This is a genomic window from Arthrobacter horti, from assembly GCF_030731045.1.
GTDB lineage: Bacteria > Actinomycetota > Actinomycetes > Actinomycetales > Micrococcaceae > Arthrobacter_E > Arthrobacter_E nanjingensis.
Map to the genome: position 1 here is coordinate 217,132 of NZ_JAVALS010000001.1, position 14,298 is coordinate 231,429.

Annotated in this window: 13 protein-coding genes; 7 read left to right on the forward strand and 6 right to left on the reverse strand. The window is 66.9% G+C overall.

What is annotated here, in order from left to right:
* The first annotated feature begins 236 nt into the window (after positions 1-236).
* Positions 237-1,973, forward strand: coding sequence for an ABC transporter permease (locus Q9R02_RS01000; protein ID WP_305994772.1), 1,737 nt, complete (start codon positions 237-239; stop codon positions 1,971-1,973).
* A gap of 28 nt (positions 1,974-2,001) precedes the next feature.
* Entirely contained in the window at positions 2,002-3,351 is a 1,350-nt protein-coding gene (locus Q9R02_RS01005; RefSeq protein WP_305994773.1) for an ABC transporter ATP-binding protein, read from the forward strand.
* Positions 3,352-3,421: 70 nt separating this feature from the next.
* Here the strand turns inward: Q9R02_RS01005 and Q9R02_RS01010 are convergent, their stop codons facing one another.
* From Q9R02_RS01010 to Q9R02_RS01020, 3 genes are read right to left on the reverse strand one after another with little or no spacing between them, the layout of a single operon-like run.
* Entirely contained in the window at positions 3,422-4,009 is a 588-nt protein-coding gene (locus Q9R02_RS01010; RefSeq protein WP_305994774.1) for an NADPH-dependent FMN reductase, read from the reverse strand.
* Between the two features lie 44 nt (positions 4,010-4,053).
* Positions 4,054-5,514, reverse strand: a complete 1,461-nt coding sequence (locus Q9R02_RS01015; RefSeq protein ID WP_305994775.1) for an MDR family MFS transporter — start codon at positions 5,512-5,514, stop codon at positions 4,054-4,056.
* Positions 5,515-5,519: 5 nt separating this feature from the next.
* The gene (locus Q9R02_RS01020; RefSeq protein ID WP_305994776.1) at positions 5,520-5,885 is read right to left on the reverse strand and encodes a DoxX family protein; all 366 of its coding nucleotides are present in this window, start codon (positions 5,883-5,885) and stop codon (positions 5,520-5,522) included.
* Positions 5,886-6,044: 159 nt separating this feature from the next.
* Between Q9R02_RS01020 and Q9R02_RS01025 the strand changes: the two genes are divergently transcribed.
* Positions 6,045-6,464 carry a winged helix-turn-helix transcriptional regulator gene (locus tag Q9R02_RS01025; protein WP_305994777.1) on the forward strand — a complete coding sequence of 140 codons (420 nt, stop codon included), beginning with the start codon at positions 6,045-6,047 and terminating at the stop codon, positions 6,462-6,464.
* A 1-nt stretch (position 6,465) separates the two neighbouring features.
* Here the strand turns inward: Q9R02_RS01025 and Q9R02_RS01030 are convergent, their stop codons facing one another.
* Both Q9R02_RS01030 and gad read right to left on the reverse strand, forming a co-directional pair.
* The gene (locus Q9R02_RS01030) at positions 6,466-7,245 is read right to left on the reverse strand and encodes a potassium channel family protein (protein ID WP_305994778.1); all 780 of its coding nucleotides are present in this window, start codon (positions 7,243-7,245) and stop codon (positions 6,466-6,468) included.
* A gap of 37 nt (positions 7,246-7,282) precedes the next feature.
* A complete protein-coding gene (gene gad / locus Q9R02_RS01035) occupies positions 7,283-8,692 on the reverse strand; it encodes a glutamate decarboxylase (protein ID WP_305994779.1) in 1,410 nt (469 codons plus the stop codon).
* A 442-nt stretch (positions 8,693-9,134) separates the two neighbouring features.
* Here gad and Q9R02_RS01040 point away from each other — a divergent pair, with 442 nt between their 5' ends.
* The 4 genes from Q9R02_RS01040 (at position 9,135) to Q9R02_RS01055 (ending at position 13,935) form a co-directional block, all read left to right on the forward strand.
* Positions 9,135-10,541 (forward strand): ABC transporter substrate-binding protein, encoded by a 1,407-nt coding sequence (locus tag Q9R02_RS01040; RefSeq protein ID WP_305994780.1) that lies wholly within the window; start codon positions 9,135-9,137, stop codon positions 10,539-10,541.
* Positions 10,542-10,631: 90 nt separating this feature from the next.
* Entirely contained in the window at positions 10,632-11,504 is an 873-nt protein-coding gene (locus Q9R02_RS01045; protein WP_305994781.1) for a carbohydrate ABC transporter permease, read from the forward strand.
* Entirely contained in the window at positions 11,501-12,388 is an 888-nt protein-coding gene (locus tag Q9R02_RS01050) for a carbohydrate ABC transporter permease (RefSeq protein ID WP_305994782.1), read from the forward strand. Before Q9R02_RS01045 ends, Q9R02_RS01050 begins: the two co-directional genes overlap by 4 nt.
* Positions 12,385-13,935: a glycoside hydrolase family 32 protein gene (locus Q9R02_RS01055; protein WP_305994783.1), complete on the forward strand. Its 1,551-nt coding sequence runs from the start codon at positions 12,385-12,387 to the stop codon at positions 13,933-13,935. Before Q9R02_RS01050 ends, Q9R02_RS01055 begins: the two co-directional genes overlap by 4 nt.
* A gap of 73 nt (positions 13,936-14,008) precedes the next feature.
* Here the strand turns inward: Q9R02_RS01055 and Q9R02_RS01060 are convergent, their stop codons facing one another.
* Positions 14,009-14,296 carry a putative antibiotic biosynthesis monooxygenase gene (locus Q9R02_RS01060; protein ID WP_305994784.1) on the reverse strand — a complete coding sequence of 96 codons (288 nt, stop codon included), beginning with the start codon at positions 14,294-14,296 and terminating at the stop codon, positions 14,009-14,011.
* Positions 14,297-14,298 lie beyond the last annotated feature (2 nt).

Below are 14,298 nucleotides of genomic sequence, written 5' to 3' on the forward strand. Positions count from 1 at the left end.
TCTTCCGGAACCCCTCCACGGCGCGCGTGCCGATGCAGGAGGTGATGATCCGTGTCCAGCGGTGATAGTAGTCCCTCCGTGCATCCCTTCTGAGCCTTCACGGCTTCCTCCCCGCCGCGCCCGTGCACCACCGATCGCGCGTGTCCCGGCCGGGAGCATTCATCCCCGGGCAGTTCCCTGCGCCGTGACCCACCCGTCACGGCGAGGACGGCCCGCGCCTTCCCCTGGGAGTTCCCATGCCTGTTCTGCGTCCACTGTCCGGCGCCGGAGCACTCCGCCGACCGGCCCTCCGCTGGACCGACCTGCTGGTGGGTGTCGCCATCATCGTGGTCTTCTACCTCACCATCCGGGCCACGCTCGGCGCCGCCTCGCCGCTGGACCTGGCCACCGCGCCGTCGTCCATCTCCACCGACCCCGCCCACCTGCCCTACTACGCGCTGCGTTCGCTGCTGCGCATGTTCGTGGCACTGATCGCCTCCACCGTGTTCACCTTCATGGTGGCGACGGCGGCCGCCCGGCTGCCGCGCGTGGAGAAGATCGTCCTGCCCGCCCTGGACATCCTCCAGTCGGTCCCCATCCTCGGCTTCCTGTCCGTGACCGTCACCGGCTTCATCGCGCTCTTCCCGGGCTCCACGCTGGGGCTCGAGGCCGCCTCCGTGTTCGCCATCTTCACCTCCCAGGCCTGGAACATGGCCTTCTCCTTCCACGCCTCCCTGGTCAGCCAGTCGCGCGATCTGGATGAGGCCGCCCGGCTCATGCGGCTGAGCAAATGGCAGCGCTTCTGGAAGCTGGACGTGCCATCCGGCATGATCCCGCTGGTCTGGAACGGCATGATGAGCTTCGGCGGCGGATGGTTCTTCCTGGCCGCCTCGGAGGCCATCTCCGTGGGTGACAAGACGTATGCCCTGCCCGGGGTGGGCGCCTACGTGGCCGCCGCCGTCGAACAGGGTCAGCTGGACCGGGTGGGGTGGGCCATCCTGGCCATGATCGTCATGGTCCTCGGCACCAACTTCCTCTTCTGGAGGCCCCTGGTCGCCTGGGCCGAGCGCTTCCGCCAGGAGGACACCGCCGCCGTGGACCGGCCCCGGAGCCTGGTGCTGGACCTCCTGGCCCACTCGTCCATCCCACGTGGCCTCGGCAGGGCCTTCGCCCCGGTCGGCCGCGGGCTGGACCGCGCCACCCGGCCCTTCGGCGTCGCCGAGCACCCACTCTTCGTGCCGAGGCTGCGCCGCCGCGCCGGCGATGTCGTGATGGCGCTCGTCGTGATCGCCGGCATTCTCTACGGGGCGTACTGGGCCAGCGAGTTCATCGGCTCCACAATCGGCTTCGGCTCCTTCGGCGAGGCGTTCGGGCTCGGCCTCATCACCTTCATCCGTGTTCTGGTCATCATCATCCTGGCCACTCTGATCTGGGTTCCCGTGGGCGTGTGGGTCGGCATGAACCCCAAGGTCAGCAAGCTCGCCCAGCCGGTGGTCCAGCTCCTGGCGAGCTTCCCGGCGAACTTCCTCTTCCCGTTCGTCATCGCCTTCTTCGTCGCGGTGGGCATCCCCCTGGACATCGGAGGCATCCTGCTGATGGCGCTCGGCTCCCAGTGGTACATCCTGTTCAACGTGATCGCCGGCGCCAGCGCCATCCCCACGGATCTGCGCCAGGCCATGGAGAGCTTCCGGCTCACGCCCTGGCAGCGCTGGCGCAAGCTGATCCTCCCAGGGATCTTCCCGGCCTATGTGACCGGTGGGATCACGGCCGCCGGTGGCGCGTGGAACGCGTCCATCGTCTCGGAGATCGTGAGCTACAACCACAACACGCTGATCGCGCCCGGCCTCGGCTCATACATCGCCCAGGCAACCAGCGGCGGGGACATGGCCCGCGTCCTGGTGGGCGTGATCGTGATGTCCGTGTTCGTCGTCGGGCTCAACAGGCTCTTCTGGCGCCGCCTCTACCGCGTCGCCGAAACCCGCTTCTCCCTCTGACCACCTCCCAGCCCCCAAGGAGGCTCTCATGAACAACACCACCCTGATCGCCGTGGACGACGTCACCAAGGTCTTCGCCACTGACGGCGGCGAGAAGACCGTCCTGGACGGCATCAGCCTGACCATCAACCACGGCGAGATCGTCGCCCTGCTCGGCCGCTCCGGATCCGGCAAGAGCACCCTGCTGCGCTGCATCGCCGGACTCATCGGTCCCAGCACCGGCACCGTCAGCTACAAGGGAACCCCGTTGAACGGCTCCAACCCCGGCACCGCCCTGGTGTTCCAGTCCTTCGCGCTCCTGCCGTGGCTCACGGTGCTGGAGAACGTGGAGCTCGGGCTCGAGGCCAAGGGAATCAAGCCCGCGGAACGGCGGGAGCGGGCGCTGAAGGCCATCGACGTGATCGGCCTGGACGGCTTCGAATCCGCCTACCCGAAGGAGCTCTCCGGCGGCATGCGGCAGCGCGTCGGCTTCGCCCGGGCGCTGGTGGTGGAACCGGACGTCCTGCTCATGGACGAGCCGTTCTCCGCCCTGGACGTGCTGACCAGCGAGAACCTCCGCAGCGAGCTGGTGCGCATGTGGAGCGAGGGCACCATGCCCACGCAGACCGCTCTGATCGTCACCCACAACATCGAGGAGGCCATCCAGCTGGCCGACCGGATCCTGGTCCTGGACTCCAACCCGGGCCGGATCAAAGCGGAACTGACGGTGGAGCTGCCCAAGCCGCGCGACCGCCGCAGCCCCGAATTCGAGGATCTGGTGGATGAGGTCTACGGCATCCTCACCGGGCAGCAGGCCGAACCCCGGCGGGCGGCCGTGAACGGCGGCGGCCCCGATGCCGCGGCGGCGGCCCAGGGCCTGGAGACCCCATTGCCCACGGCGAGCACCGGGTCACTCGGCGGCATCGTCGAACTCCTGGCCGCGCACGGCGGCAGCGAGGGACTGGCGGAGATCGCGGATGAGCTGCGTTACGAGATCGACGATCTGCTCCCCGTGGTGGACGCCGCCCAGTTGCTGAAGCTGGTGCGCACCCAGGACGGTGCCCTGCGGATCACGGAACAGGGCCGCCGCTACGCCGGCGCCGATCTGCTCCGCGCCAAGGAGCAGTTCGCCACGCTGGCCGTGGAGGCGGCGCCCCTGGTCCGGCACATCGTGAAGGAGCTGCGCCGCAGCGATTCCGGCGCGATCCGGGCCGACGGCGTCCTGAGCGACCTCCGTGCCCTGTACGGCGACCAGGAGGCTCAGCAGCAGCTGGACACCGCGGTGGACTGGGGACGCTACGGTGAGCTCTTCGAGTACGACGCCGACTCGGGCCGCCTCCTGCTGCCCACCCACCCGGACGCCACCGCCGCCGCTGCCGGCCAGACGGTGGACGCCTAGAAAGCGCTCCGGGAACGGACGACGGCGGCGGCCCGCCGTCGTCGTCCGGCGTTTCTCAGGAGGCCGGTTCTCAGCGGGCTGCGCCGGCGAGCTCGGGCTCACGCACCGAGCGCATGGCGCGGGACCAGGCTTCGAGCTGGTCGAACAGGGTGGCCGCGAACTGCCGGTGGATCGGCGCCGGCGCGAACGTGGTGAAGTTCTCGAAGTCGGTGAACCCGTTGAATGCGAGCGACTGGCGGACGTGGGCGAGCTGCAGTTCCGAGGCGATGGCCCGCAAGTGCTCGACGGCGCGGGCCCCGCCTACGGCCCCGTAGCCGACGAACGCGGCGGCCTTGTTGTTCCACTCCTTGTAGAGGTAGTCCAGGGCGTTCTTCAACACGCCCGAGGTGGAGTGGTTGTATTCCGGGGTGACGAAGATGAAGCCGTCGAAGGAGGCGATCTTCGCCGCCCACGCCTTGGTGTGCTCGCCGGCGTACCGGCCCATGGCCGCGGGCAGTGCCTCATCCAAGTGGGGGAGCGGGAAGTCGGCCAGATCGAGAAGTTCATACGTCGCGCCGTCACGGCCCTGTGCCTGAGCGAGGACCCATTCGGCCACGGTCCGGCCCTTGCGGCCCGGCCGGGTGCTGCCGACGATGATGGCGATGCGGAGATCGGACATGGGAAACACTCCTTGAGATGGTGAAGGGATTGGAAGGTTCGGGGTCAGTGCTGACCGGCCGGCGCCGTTTCGGCCTTGCGGACGAAGAAGGAGCCGACGACGGCGATCAGCGAGAGTGCTGCGCCGACCGTGAACGCGAGCTGAACGCCGTGGGCGGCGGCCGCCGTCGGCTCCGCACCGGAGCCGGACGCTTGGGCGGTGCCGAGGGCAAGGACGGTGATGAACAGGGCGGTGCCGATGGCGCCCGCCACCTGCTGGACGGTGCCGACGATCGCCGAGCCGTGCGAATACAGCCGGGGGCCGAGCGCGCCGAGCGCCGAGGTCATGAGCGGGGTCATCATGAACGACACGCCCAGGGAGATGCCGGCCAATGCCAGAGCCGCGACCACGGGCGGCGTGTGATCCGTGACCAGCGTCATGGCCCACAGCACCGCCGAAGCGATGATCGCGCCCGGCATCACCAGCGGCCGGGGCCCATACCTGTCGTACAGGCGTCCGACCAGCGGCGCCACCAGGCCCATGACCAGTCCGCCCGGGAGCAGGAGAAGACCGGTGGTGGCCGAGTCGACCCGGAGCACGTTCTGCAGGTAGATGGGGAGCAGGATGATCGCCCCGAACATGGCGGCCATCGCCACCGTGACGAGGGCGATGGCGAGGGAGAACGTCCGTGAACGGAAGGTCCGCAGATCGAGCAGAGCCCGGTCGGTGCGCTGCAGCGTCAGCTGCCGCCACACGAACAGCGCCAGGAGGACGACGCCGGCAGCGAGGGCGGTGGCCCCGGCTGTGACCGGTGCGTCCGGCCCGCCGCCCAGGGTGCTGATGCCGTAGACAAGGCCTCCGAAACCGCCGGCCGCGAGGGGCAGGGAGGGGATGTCCAGCGGCGCGGAGCTGCGCTCGCCGACACTCTTCAGGCGCAGTGCGCCCACCACGGACATGATCACGGCGATCGGCAGGATGGTCCAGAACAGGAAGTGCCAGGACAGCGTGTTCAGAATGAAGCCGGACAGTGCCGGGCCGAGGGCGGGGGCGACCGCCATGACGATGGTGATCCGCCCCATGAACCGTCCCCGCTCGTGCGCGGGGACCAGTGTCATGATGGTGGTCATCAGCAGCGGCATCATCATGGCGGTGCCGACGGCCTGCACCACGCGTGCTGCCAGCAGGACGGTGAAGTCCGGGGCCAGGGCGCCGATCAGGGTGCCTGCCGTGAACGCGGTCATGGCTGACAGGAAGACCTGGCGGGTGGTGAACCGCTGGAGGAGCCAGCCGGTGGTGGGGATGATCACCGCCATGGTCAGCATGAAGGCCGTGGTGGTCCACTGGGCGGTGGAGAGCGTGATGCCGAGGCCGGACACGAGGTGGGGGATGGCCACGCCCATGACGGTCTCGTTGAGCATGGTGACGAAGGCGGCGCCGAGCAGCAGCCAGATCACACCGGTGCCGGATCCTTGCGATGCCGCACGTCCGCGCCGCGTGGAGGCGCCTGCGTCGAGGGTGGAGGTCATGGCGGTCAGGCCCCCAGCAGCCGGAGGACCGCGATGGCGATCCCGATGAGCATCATGACGATGTTCGGCACGAACTTCTCGCCGTGCCGGCGGTGGGCGAAGACCGCCAGGAACTGGATGAGAGCAAGGCCGAGGGCGGCGAGCGGGGCCAGAAAGGTGGCGATCCCGGTCAGCGGGGGAAGGATCAGGCCGAGGGCGCCGAGCACTTCGGCGATGCCGATCCACCGGACCTGGGCGTCACTGTAGCCGGCCAGGGTGGGCATGGGACGGTCGCCGCCGTGCGGCTTGAGAATCTTCATCCCACCGGCCATCAGATTGGCGAGTGCCAGAAGCCCGGACAGGACCCAGGTGACGATGATGAGTGCAAGCATGAGTCAAACCCTTTCGAAGTTACTGATGGTAACTGAGGTACCATCGGTAAGTATTCCCAGAAGGGTGTCAGGGAAAGCAACGTAACCGGGTTACGTTCACGTAACCGGGGGTCACCGCCGCAGTGCGGGCGGACCCCTGGGAAGGGCGAGGAGGATCCGATGACCATTGAGGGCCGGATGGCGAGCATCCATGAGCCGCGGATGCATTCGATGTGCGGGCATGATCCGCAGGAGGCGGAGATGTTCCGCTCGATCCTGTCCCGGATCGGGGACAAATGGAGCGTGATGCTGGTGGGCATGCTGCATGAGGGGCCCCTGCGGTTCACCGAGCTCAAACAGATGACGTCCGGGATCTCCGCCAAGATGCTCGCCCACACCTTGCGTCAGCTGGAACGCGACGGGCTGGTGGAACGGGAGATCTTCGCGGAGATCCCGCCCCGCGTGGTCTACCGTTCCACACCGCTGGGCAAGAGTCTGGCCGTCCCGATCATGGCCGTCGCCGAATGGGCCTCCGCCCACCAGGCGGAGATCGCCGGGAACCGGGACCGCTACGACGCGGTCCCCGACTCCGGCGCGTAGCTCAGGACGTCCGGTCCTCCTGAGGTTCGGCGCGGGCGCCGTCGGTGGTCCGGGCGAGGACCGCCGTGAGCAGTTCGACCTGCCGGGTGAGCACCTCGATCCGCTCTTCGAGCGCCTCCAGCGGTTCCAGGGCGGCGGCGGTCTCCTCGGCGCTCTTCTCCGCAGCCTCCGTGGAGACGGTCTCCACCAGCCAGGAGGCGATCGACGCGGTCACGACGCCGAGCACCGCGATGCCGGCCACCATGAGGCCGGCCGCAGCGAGCCTTCCGACGAGGGTGACCGGGTAGTGGTCGCCGTAGCCCACGGTGGTGATGGTGGCCAGGGCCCACCAGAGGGCGTCGCCGAAGGTCTTGATGTTGGCCTGGGGGTCGTTCTGCTCGGCGTCGAGCGCTGCCAGGGCGCCGCAGTAGACCAGGATCGCCGCCGCCCCGAAGACGTAGCTGAGGATCTTCCCGCGCAGGGCGTTCCCAGCCCGGGTGTGGATGAGCTTGAGCAGCAGGACGAGCCGGAGCAGGCGTAGCGGCCGCAGCGCGGGCAAGGCCAGGATGGCCAGTTCATGGAGGTTCATGACGAACCACCGCCCGCGCTGCGGTGCCAGCCAGAGGCGGGCCGCGTAGTCCACGGCGAACACCGCCCAGGACGCCCAGACCACCGCGTCCGCCCAGAACCCCTCGGCGTCGGACAGATTCGCGATCACCTGGATGGAGTACGCCACCAGGAAGATCAGCGCGGCTCCGATGAGCGGCCATTCGGAGGCCTTCTGCCAGCGTTCAAGCGTCATGCCATGCAGAGTAGCTCACGGCAGGGCGGGGAGAACCTCAGTGGTGGAATGCGTCCGGGCGGCCGGTTTCCGAAGGAGGTGCGGTCAGGGAGTTCAGGTGATCCACGGCCTTCTTCAGATCCGCCAGGAAACTGGCGGCGAGGTCCTTGGTGAAACCGTTCCGCACCACGATCCGCTGCACCGTGAGATCCGCCATCCCATCCGGCATCGGGTAGGCCGGCACCAGCCATCCGGTCATCCTCAGACGGTCTGAGAGGTCATGGAGATCCCAGCTCCCGGAATGCCCGTCGGACAGCCGCCAGGCGAAGACGGGGATGTCGGATCCGTCATTCCAGAGTTTGAAGTCGTCCATGGCCCCGATCTCGTGGGCCAGGTACTTCGCCACGTCACGGGATGCAGAGTGGACGGCCCGGAAGCCTTCGAAGCCGAGCCGCAGGAACAGGTAGTACTGCAGGACCACCTGCGCGCCGGGCCGGGAGAAATTCAGCGCGAAGGTCGGCATGTCGCCGCCCAGGTAGCTGACGTGGAACACCAGATCCTCCGGCAGTGCGGCTTCGTCCCGCCACACCACCCAGCCGACGCCGGGATAGACCAGGCCGTACTTGTGCCCCGAGGTGTTGATGGAGATCACCCGGTCCACCCGGAAGTCCCACGGCAGTTCGGGCTGGAGGAAGGGGGCCACCATGGCCCCGGAAGCACCGTCCACATGGATCGGGATGTTCAGCCCGCTGTTCTCCTGGATGACGTCCAGGGCGCGCGCGATCAGTTCAACGGGTTCGTACATGCCGGTGTAGGTGACGCCCATGATGGCGACGACGCCGATGGTGTTCTCATCGGCGTACTTCTCCAGCTCATGTCCGTCCAGGACGGGGTGCTCCGGGCTGATGGGGACGTAGCGGGCCTCCACCTCGAAGTAGTTGCAGAACTTCTCCCAGCAGACCTGGACGGCGGAGCTCATGATGAGATTGGGCCGCTCGGTGCTCCTGCCGGCGGCACGCCGCGCGTGCTGCCAGCGGCGCTTCATCGCCAGCCCGGCAAGCATGCAGGCCTCGGAGGATCCGATCGTGGAGGTCCCCACCGCGTGCTCCGGGTCCGGGGCGTGCCAGAGATCGGCCAGGATCCGCCAGCACCGGTGCTCGATCTCCGCGGTCTGCGGGTACTCGTCCTTGTCGATCATGTTCTTGTCGGCGGTTTCGGAATACAGGCGGTCCGCCTGTGGCTCCATCCAGGTGCCGACGAAGGTGGCGAGGTTGAGCCGTGCGTTGCCGTCCAGCATCGCCTCGTCATGCACCACCTGGTAGGCCGTCTCCGGCAGCGCTGAGCCGTGCGGAAGGGTGAAGCGCGGGAATTGGCTGGCCTCGCCGGGCCTGCTGAACAACGGGTTCAGCTCGATGTCGCCGGTGTTTCCGCTGCGGACGCTGTGGCTAGTTCTGCGGGATGCCGTCACGGTCCCAGCCTATCGCCGACGGCTCCAGGACATCGCTTCGCCCGGGCCGAAGCGATCCACGGCGGTCACGGGGGAACAGTGCCCGCGGGCCGAGTGAAACACGTGCGGACCGACCGTCCGCGCCTTCCCCAGTCTCCGGGGCGTTCTGCATCAAGCCATGCCAAACACGTGTTAGGTCTTGACGGGTGACGAATCTCACATCTATGGTGGTTGTGGCCCAAGTGTCCCTCGGGACCGGCCCGGCGCGCGAATCCCAGGCGCCCGGGAAGGGGGAGTGGCGCGTGGCGAGCCATTCGCGCCGCGTGCCCACCCGTGTCCGCGACACCAACCATCCCTCGAGATTCGAGCAGATCCCCCATTAGTGACGTTGGGGTCTTTCTGCCCGCGACCTAACTCGTGTTAGGTCGCGGTGATTCTCACCATCACGACAAATGAGGTGCACATGTCCTCTCTCCTCTCCACGACAACCAGTCGCCGGAATCTCTTGCTGGGTGGCGCCAGCCTGCTTGGAGCGGCAGGCCTCGCAGCCTGCGCTCCCGCGTCTGGGGGATCCGGCGGCTCCGGATCCAAGACGCTCAACGTCCTCTTCTTCGGCACGCAGCAGAAGGCGGACGAGACGGCGAAGGTGGCTGAACCGTTCATCAAGGCCAATCCCGGGGTGACCGTGAAGTTCACCGGGATCAACGGAACCGACTGGAACGATTTCTTCACCAAGGTCCTGACCCAGATCGCCGGAGGTAACCCGCCGGACATCGTTTCGGTCGCCACGGAAGGCGTCCAGCTCTTCGCCCAGAAGAAGCTGGCGCATCCGCTGGATGAGTACGTCAAACGGGACAAGGATCAGCTGGCCTCGTACTTCAAGGACGTCCATCCGAGCCTGGTCGAAGCCATGATGTACAAGGGCAATCTGTATGAGCTGCCCACCGACTTCAATGCCGGCAACATGTACTTCAACACCAAGGTGCTCAAGAGCTCCGGCCTGGAACTGCCCAAGCCGGACTGGACCATGGACGAGTTCAAGACGCTGGCCACCGCGATGAAGAAGGGCTCTCCGGACGCAGTGCCGTTCGACTGGGTGGTCCGTCTCTGGGGCAGCTGGACCAGCTTCATGTACGCCAATGGCGGCAACCTCCTCACCGAAGGCAAGTACAGCGGTGGCGACTGGCTCTGGAACGACATGTACAAGGGTGTCACCGGCGCCGAGGGCCGCGGCGGCGGCTGGCAGTGGGGCGCTCCCACGGCCAACTCTGACGCCGTCGTCGAGTCCCTGGACTTCGTCCACGAGCTGATCGCGGGCGGCCTGTCCGCCAAGCCCGACGTCGGTGGCGGCTCCACCCTGCAGGGCCTGTTCTCCAACGACAAGATCGGCATGAGCATCGGCGGCGGCTTCTGGGCCGGCGGTCTGCACAACGCCGGCATGAAGCCGGACGCCTTCGATGTGCAGTTCTTCCCGAAGTGGAAGGTCCAGCGGCATCTGTTCGGCACCGGCGGCTATGGCATCTTCGAGTCCTCCAAGAACAAGGATCTGGCCTGGGAGTTCCTGAAGTCCCTGGTGGAGCCGAAGTCCATCGAGGTCCTCACCGCCGGCAACTCCACCACGCCCGCCCGGCGTTCCATGGTCACCGAGGAGCGCTACGCGCCCACCGGTCCCAAGAACTGGAAGGTCTTCTACGACACGCTGGACAAGCTGCCGAACTCGGCTCCGATCCCCGCGCCGCCGTACTACAACGCCATGGCCACCGCGCTGAACCAGCGGACCACGGAAGCCATGTCCTCCGGCAACGTCAAGCAGGCGCTCGACGGTCTCCAGAAGGATCTGGAGACCGCCGCGGCCTCCACCGGGAGCTGACGCGCGATGACAACCGTCCCCGCACGCGGGGGGCTCCCCGGCGCACGCCGCGCCGGGGGGCCGCGCCCCCGCCCTCACCACACACCGGCCATGCGCCAGGAGAGCCGTTTCGGCTGGATGATGTTCGCGTTGTCCGGCCTGGCGATCCTGGTTTTCACGGCACTGCCCATCGTGTTCACGCTTCTGTTGTCCTTCTTCACCTGGGACGTGATCACGCCACCGCAGTTCGTGGGATTCCAGAATTTCCAGAAGCTGGCATCGGATACCGCGGTTATCCACTCCTTCGGCGTCACCGGCCTGCTGGCGGTCCTGATCGTGATCCTCCAGATCGTGATCGGCCTCACCATGGCCTTGCTGGTCCAGCAGCGGAAGTCTACCTGGGCGCGGTCCATCTTCCGTACCGCGTTCTTCCTGCCGCTGCTCGTCTCCGCCGCGTCCATCTCGATCGTGTTCAGCTACCTGTTCGACACCAATTTCGGGGTGGTCAACTACTACTTGCAGCTGATCGGGATCGCCCCGGTGGACTGGATGAACTCCCCGGCAGGCGCCACGGCCACCATTGTGATCGTGGCGGTCTGGCAGAAGCTCGGATTCGTCTTCATCCTGTTCGTCGCCGCCCTCGGTTCGCTCCCGCAGGATGTCCTCGAGGCCGTCTCACTGGACGGCTCGGGCCCCATCAGGACCTTCTTCTCGATCAAGCTGCCACTGATCAGCCCGACGATCTTCTTCGCCGCGGTGATCGGCATGATCGACGCCATGCAGATCTTCGACCAGCCGTACGTCATGACCAAGGGCGGCCCGGGCGATTCCACCACCACCACGGTGATGCTCATCTATCGCACGGCCTTCCAGAATATCGACTTCGGCTATGGCTCCGCGATCTCCGTGGTCCTGTTCCTGCTCCTGCTGCTCCTGACCTGGATGCAGTTCACCGTGTCCCGGAAGTGGGTGTTTTACTCATGAGCACGTCCGCTCCTTCCCGTTCATCCGGCAAGACCCTGGGCAAGGTCACTCTCTCGCCCGGCGGGCTCCGCCGGGTGTACCGCGGCGCCGGTCTGGTGCTGCTGGTCGTGATCGCCGCGGCCTTCGTCCTTCCGATCCTGTGGACCGTCTCCACCTCGCTCCGACTGCCGAACGAGTCGTTCTCCAACCCGCCGTCCTGGCTCCCCACTGATCCGGTGTGGTCCAACTATTCGGCGGTGTTCGAACAGGTCCCCATGCTGACCTTCTTCATCAACAGTGTGGTGGTCACCGGGCTGATCGTGATCCTCCAGCTGATCACGTCCACCATGAGTGGCTACGCGTTCGCCTTGATCCGCTTCCGGGGCAAGAACGCCCTGTTCGCCATCGTGCTGGCCACCATGATGGTGCCTGCGCAGACCACGATCATCCCGGTGTTCATCCTGATCCGGTACATGGGGTTGTCGGACAACCTCGGAGCACTGGTGATTCCCGCGATCGGTGGGGCCTTCGGCACGTTCCTCATGCGCCAGTACTTCCTGCAGATGCCTGCCGAGCTCGCTGAAGCAGGCAGGGTCGACGGCGCCGGACACTTCCAGATCTTCTCCAAGCTCTACGTGCCGATCGCGCTACCGCCCATGGCGACGCTGGCGGTGCTGAACTTCTCGGGGTACTGGAACGAGTTCTTCCGGCCGCTGATCTTCCTTCAGTCCACCAACAATTTCACCCTTCCAGTAGGGCTGGTCTCGCTGCAAGGCAACTTCGGCACCGGCAGCATCTCCGTGGTGCTTGCCGGCGTCGTGATCGCTCTGATCCCCAGCGTGGCAATCTTCCTCCTGGCCCAGCGGTATTTCGTCGAGGGCATCACCGCAGGGTCCTTCCGATGAGCACCACCACGACCGAAAGGCGATCAATGACCGTCTCCCAGGAATCCGGGGCCGAGCCGTTCGCCGCTGAGGCGTTCCGGCCGCTGATCCACTACACGGCCGCGGACCGGTGGATCAACGATCCCAACGGACTGGTTCACCACGGCGGGCTTTACCATCTCTTCTTCCAGTACAACCCGTACGGCACCGACCATGGATTCATGTCCTGGGGGCACGCGGTCTCCCCGGACCTGGTCCGGTGGGAGGACCGTCCGGTGGCCATCCTGTGTGATGAGGACGAACAGATCTTCTCCGGAAGCGCGGTGGTGGATTCCGGCAACTCAGCGGGGTTCGGGCCGGACGGCAGTTCACCTCTGGTGGCCGTGTACACCAGCCACTACAGCGATTCTTCGCCGTACCCGAAGACCCAGGCGCAGTCCCTGGCTTACAGTCTGGACGGTGGTGAGAGCTGGACGAAGCATCACGGGAATCCGGTGCTGAACCGCGGCTCCTCCGACTTCCGCGACCCGAAGGTGTTCCGCTATCAGGGACCGGCAGGGGAGTACTGGGTCATGGTGGCCGTGGAGGCGGTGGACCGCAAGGTGGTCCTTTACCGTTCGCTTGACCTGAAGGACTGGACGTACCTGAGCGAGTTCACCTCCACCGAAGTGGTGGGGCAGATCTGGGAGTGTCCCGATCTGTTCCCCCTGGCGCTGGACGGGGACCCGGATGAGGTCCGCTGGGTGCTGGTGGTCAGCTTCAACCAGGAGGAAGGGAACGGGGGCTCGAAGGGCATCTACTTCATCGGGGACTTCGACGGGACCCGGTTCACCTCCGCCGCTGCGGAGAATGCCCGGCAGGCTGAGTGGGAGTGGCTGGACCATGGCCGCGACTATTATGCGGCGGTGTCGTTCAATGACGCCCCGGAGGGCCGGCGGATCATGATCGGCTGGATGAACAACTGGGAGTATGCCAAAGACCTCCCGACCAATCCCTGGCGCGGTTCGATGTCCGTGGCACGGGACCTCAGCCTCCACCGTGAGCAGGGGCGCCTTGTCCTGCGGCAACGGCCGGCCGCCCTGCCGGACTCGGCGGGAATCGCGGTGGAGGTGCCGCCTCTGGCCGTTCTGGAAGGATGCCGGTCCCTGCCGGCGCTGCCGTCCGGCCAGGCGGCTCGACTCGAGGTGCGTCTGGTCCGTGAGCTCGCGTCCGAAATGGGCCTGGTCCTCAGGGCGGGCGAAGGGGAGGAGACCGTCCTCGGCTACGACGTGGAGACGGAGGAACTCTTCCTGGACCGCCGGTGGGCCGGCGGTGGGGACCTGGGCCCCTTCTTCGCATCCAGGGAGTCGGCGCCGCTGACGCTCGACGACGGCGGGCTGGGACTCACGGTGATCCTCGACGCCGGCTCGGTGGAGGTCTTCGCCGGCGACGGCCGGTGTGTCATCACCGATCAGATCTTCTCTCGCGACGAGAGCGTCGGTCTGTACGCCTACGCGAAGGGCGGCTCCGCCAGGATTGAGGGCTTCTCGCTGACCCCCTTGGCGGCCGCACCGGTCATTCGCCGCTGACGTGATCCTTGCGGGGGTTCGCGACCTTCCACGCCAATCCCCGCAAGGAGAGCAGGCCGGCCCGCGCACCTGCTCAGGCTTTGGGATTCCTGCGCGTCGCCTTCAGGTAGAGGCCCATGAGCCGGGGCACCACCACATAGACCGCGAGAGGCACCACGATGACCGTCAGGCCCAGCGCACGGAGCACCGGGTGCCATGACGCCATCACCGGGCCGAGACCCCAAAGACCCAGGGCCACCATGGGGAAGATGGCCAGCCACGTGACCAGGGCCCGTTCGTGGACGCTTGGCGGGGTGGGTCCCGTCGGCGTCGGGGTCTGGGCGGGTGCCGCGTCATGAACGAGTGAATCGGTGGGCGTCATGA

Coding starts and splice junctions, on each gene's coding strand:
- Q9R02_RS01000 (WP_305994772.1), top strand. CDS start 237: ATGCCTGTTCTGCGTCCACTGTCCGGCGCCGGAGCACTCCGCCGACCG.
- Q9R02_RS01005 (WP_305994773.1), top strand. CDS start 2,002: ATGAACAACACCACCCTGATCGCCGTGGACGACGTCACCAAGGTCTTC.
- Q9R02_RS01010 (WP_305994774.1), bottom strand. CDS start 4,009: ATGTCCGATCTCCGCATCGCCATCATCGTCGGCAGCACCCGGCCGGGC.
- Q9R02_RS01015 (WP_305994775.1), bottom strand. CDS start 5,514: ATGACCTCCACCCTCGACGCAGGCGCCTCCACGCGGCGCGGACGTGCG.
- Q9R02_RS01020 (WP_305994776.1), bottom strand. CDS start 5,885: ATGCTTGCACTCATCATCGTCACCTGGGTCCTGTCCGGGCTTCTGGCA.
- Q9R02_RS01025 (WP_305994777.1), top strand. CDS start 6,045: ATGACCATTGAGGGCCGGATGGCGAGCATCCATGAGCCGCGGATGCAT.
- Q9R02_RS01030 (WP_305994778.1), bottom strand. CDS start 7,245: ATGACGCTTGAACGCTGGCAGAAGGCCTCCGAATGGCCGCTCATCGGA.
- Q9R02_RS01040 (WP_305994780.1), top strand. CDS start 9,135: ATGTCCTCTCTCCTCTCCACGACAACCAGTCGCCGGAATCTCTTGCTG.
- Q9R02_RS01045 (WP_305994781.1), top strand. CDS start 10,632: ATGCGCCAGGAGAGCCGTTTCGGCTGGATGATGTTCGCGTTGTCCGGC.
- Q9R02_RS01050 (WP_305994782.1), top strand. CDS start 11,501: ATGAGCACGTCCGCTCCTTCCCGTTCATCCGGCAAGACCCTGGGCAAG.
- Q9R02_RS01055 (WP_305994783.1), top strand. CDS start 12,385: ATGAGCACCACCACGACCGAAAGGCGATCAATGACCGTCTCCCAGGAA.
- Q9R02_RS01060 (WP_305994784.1), bottom strand. CDS start 14,296: ATGACGCCCACCGATTCACTCGTTCATGACGCGGCACCCGCCCAGACC.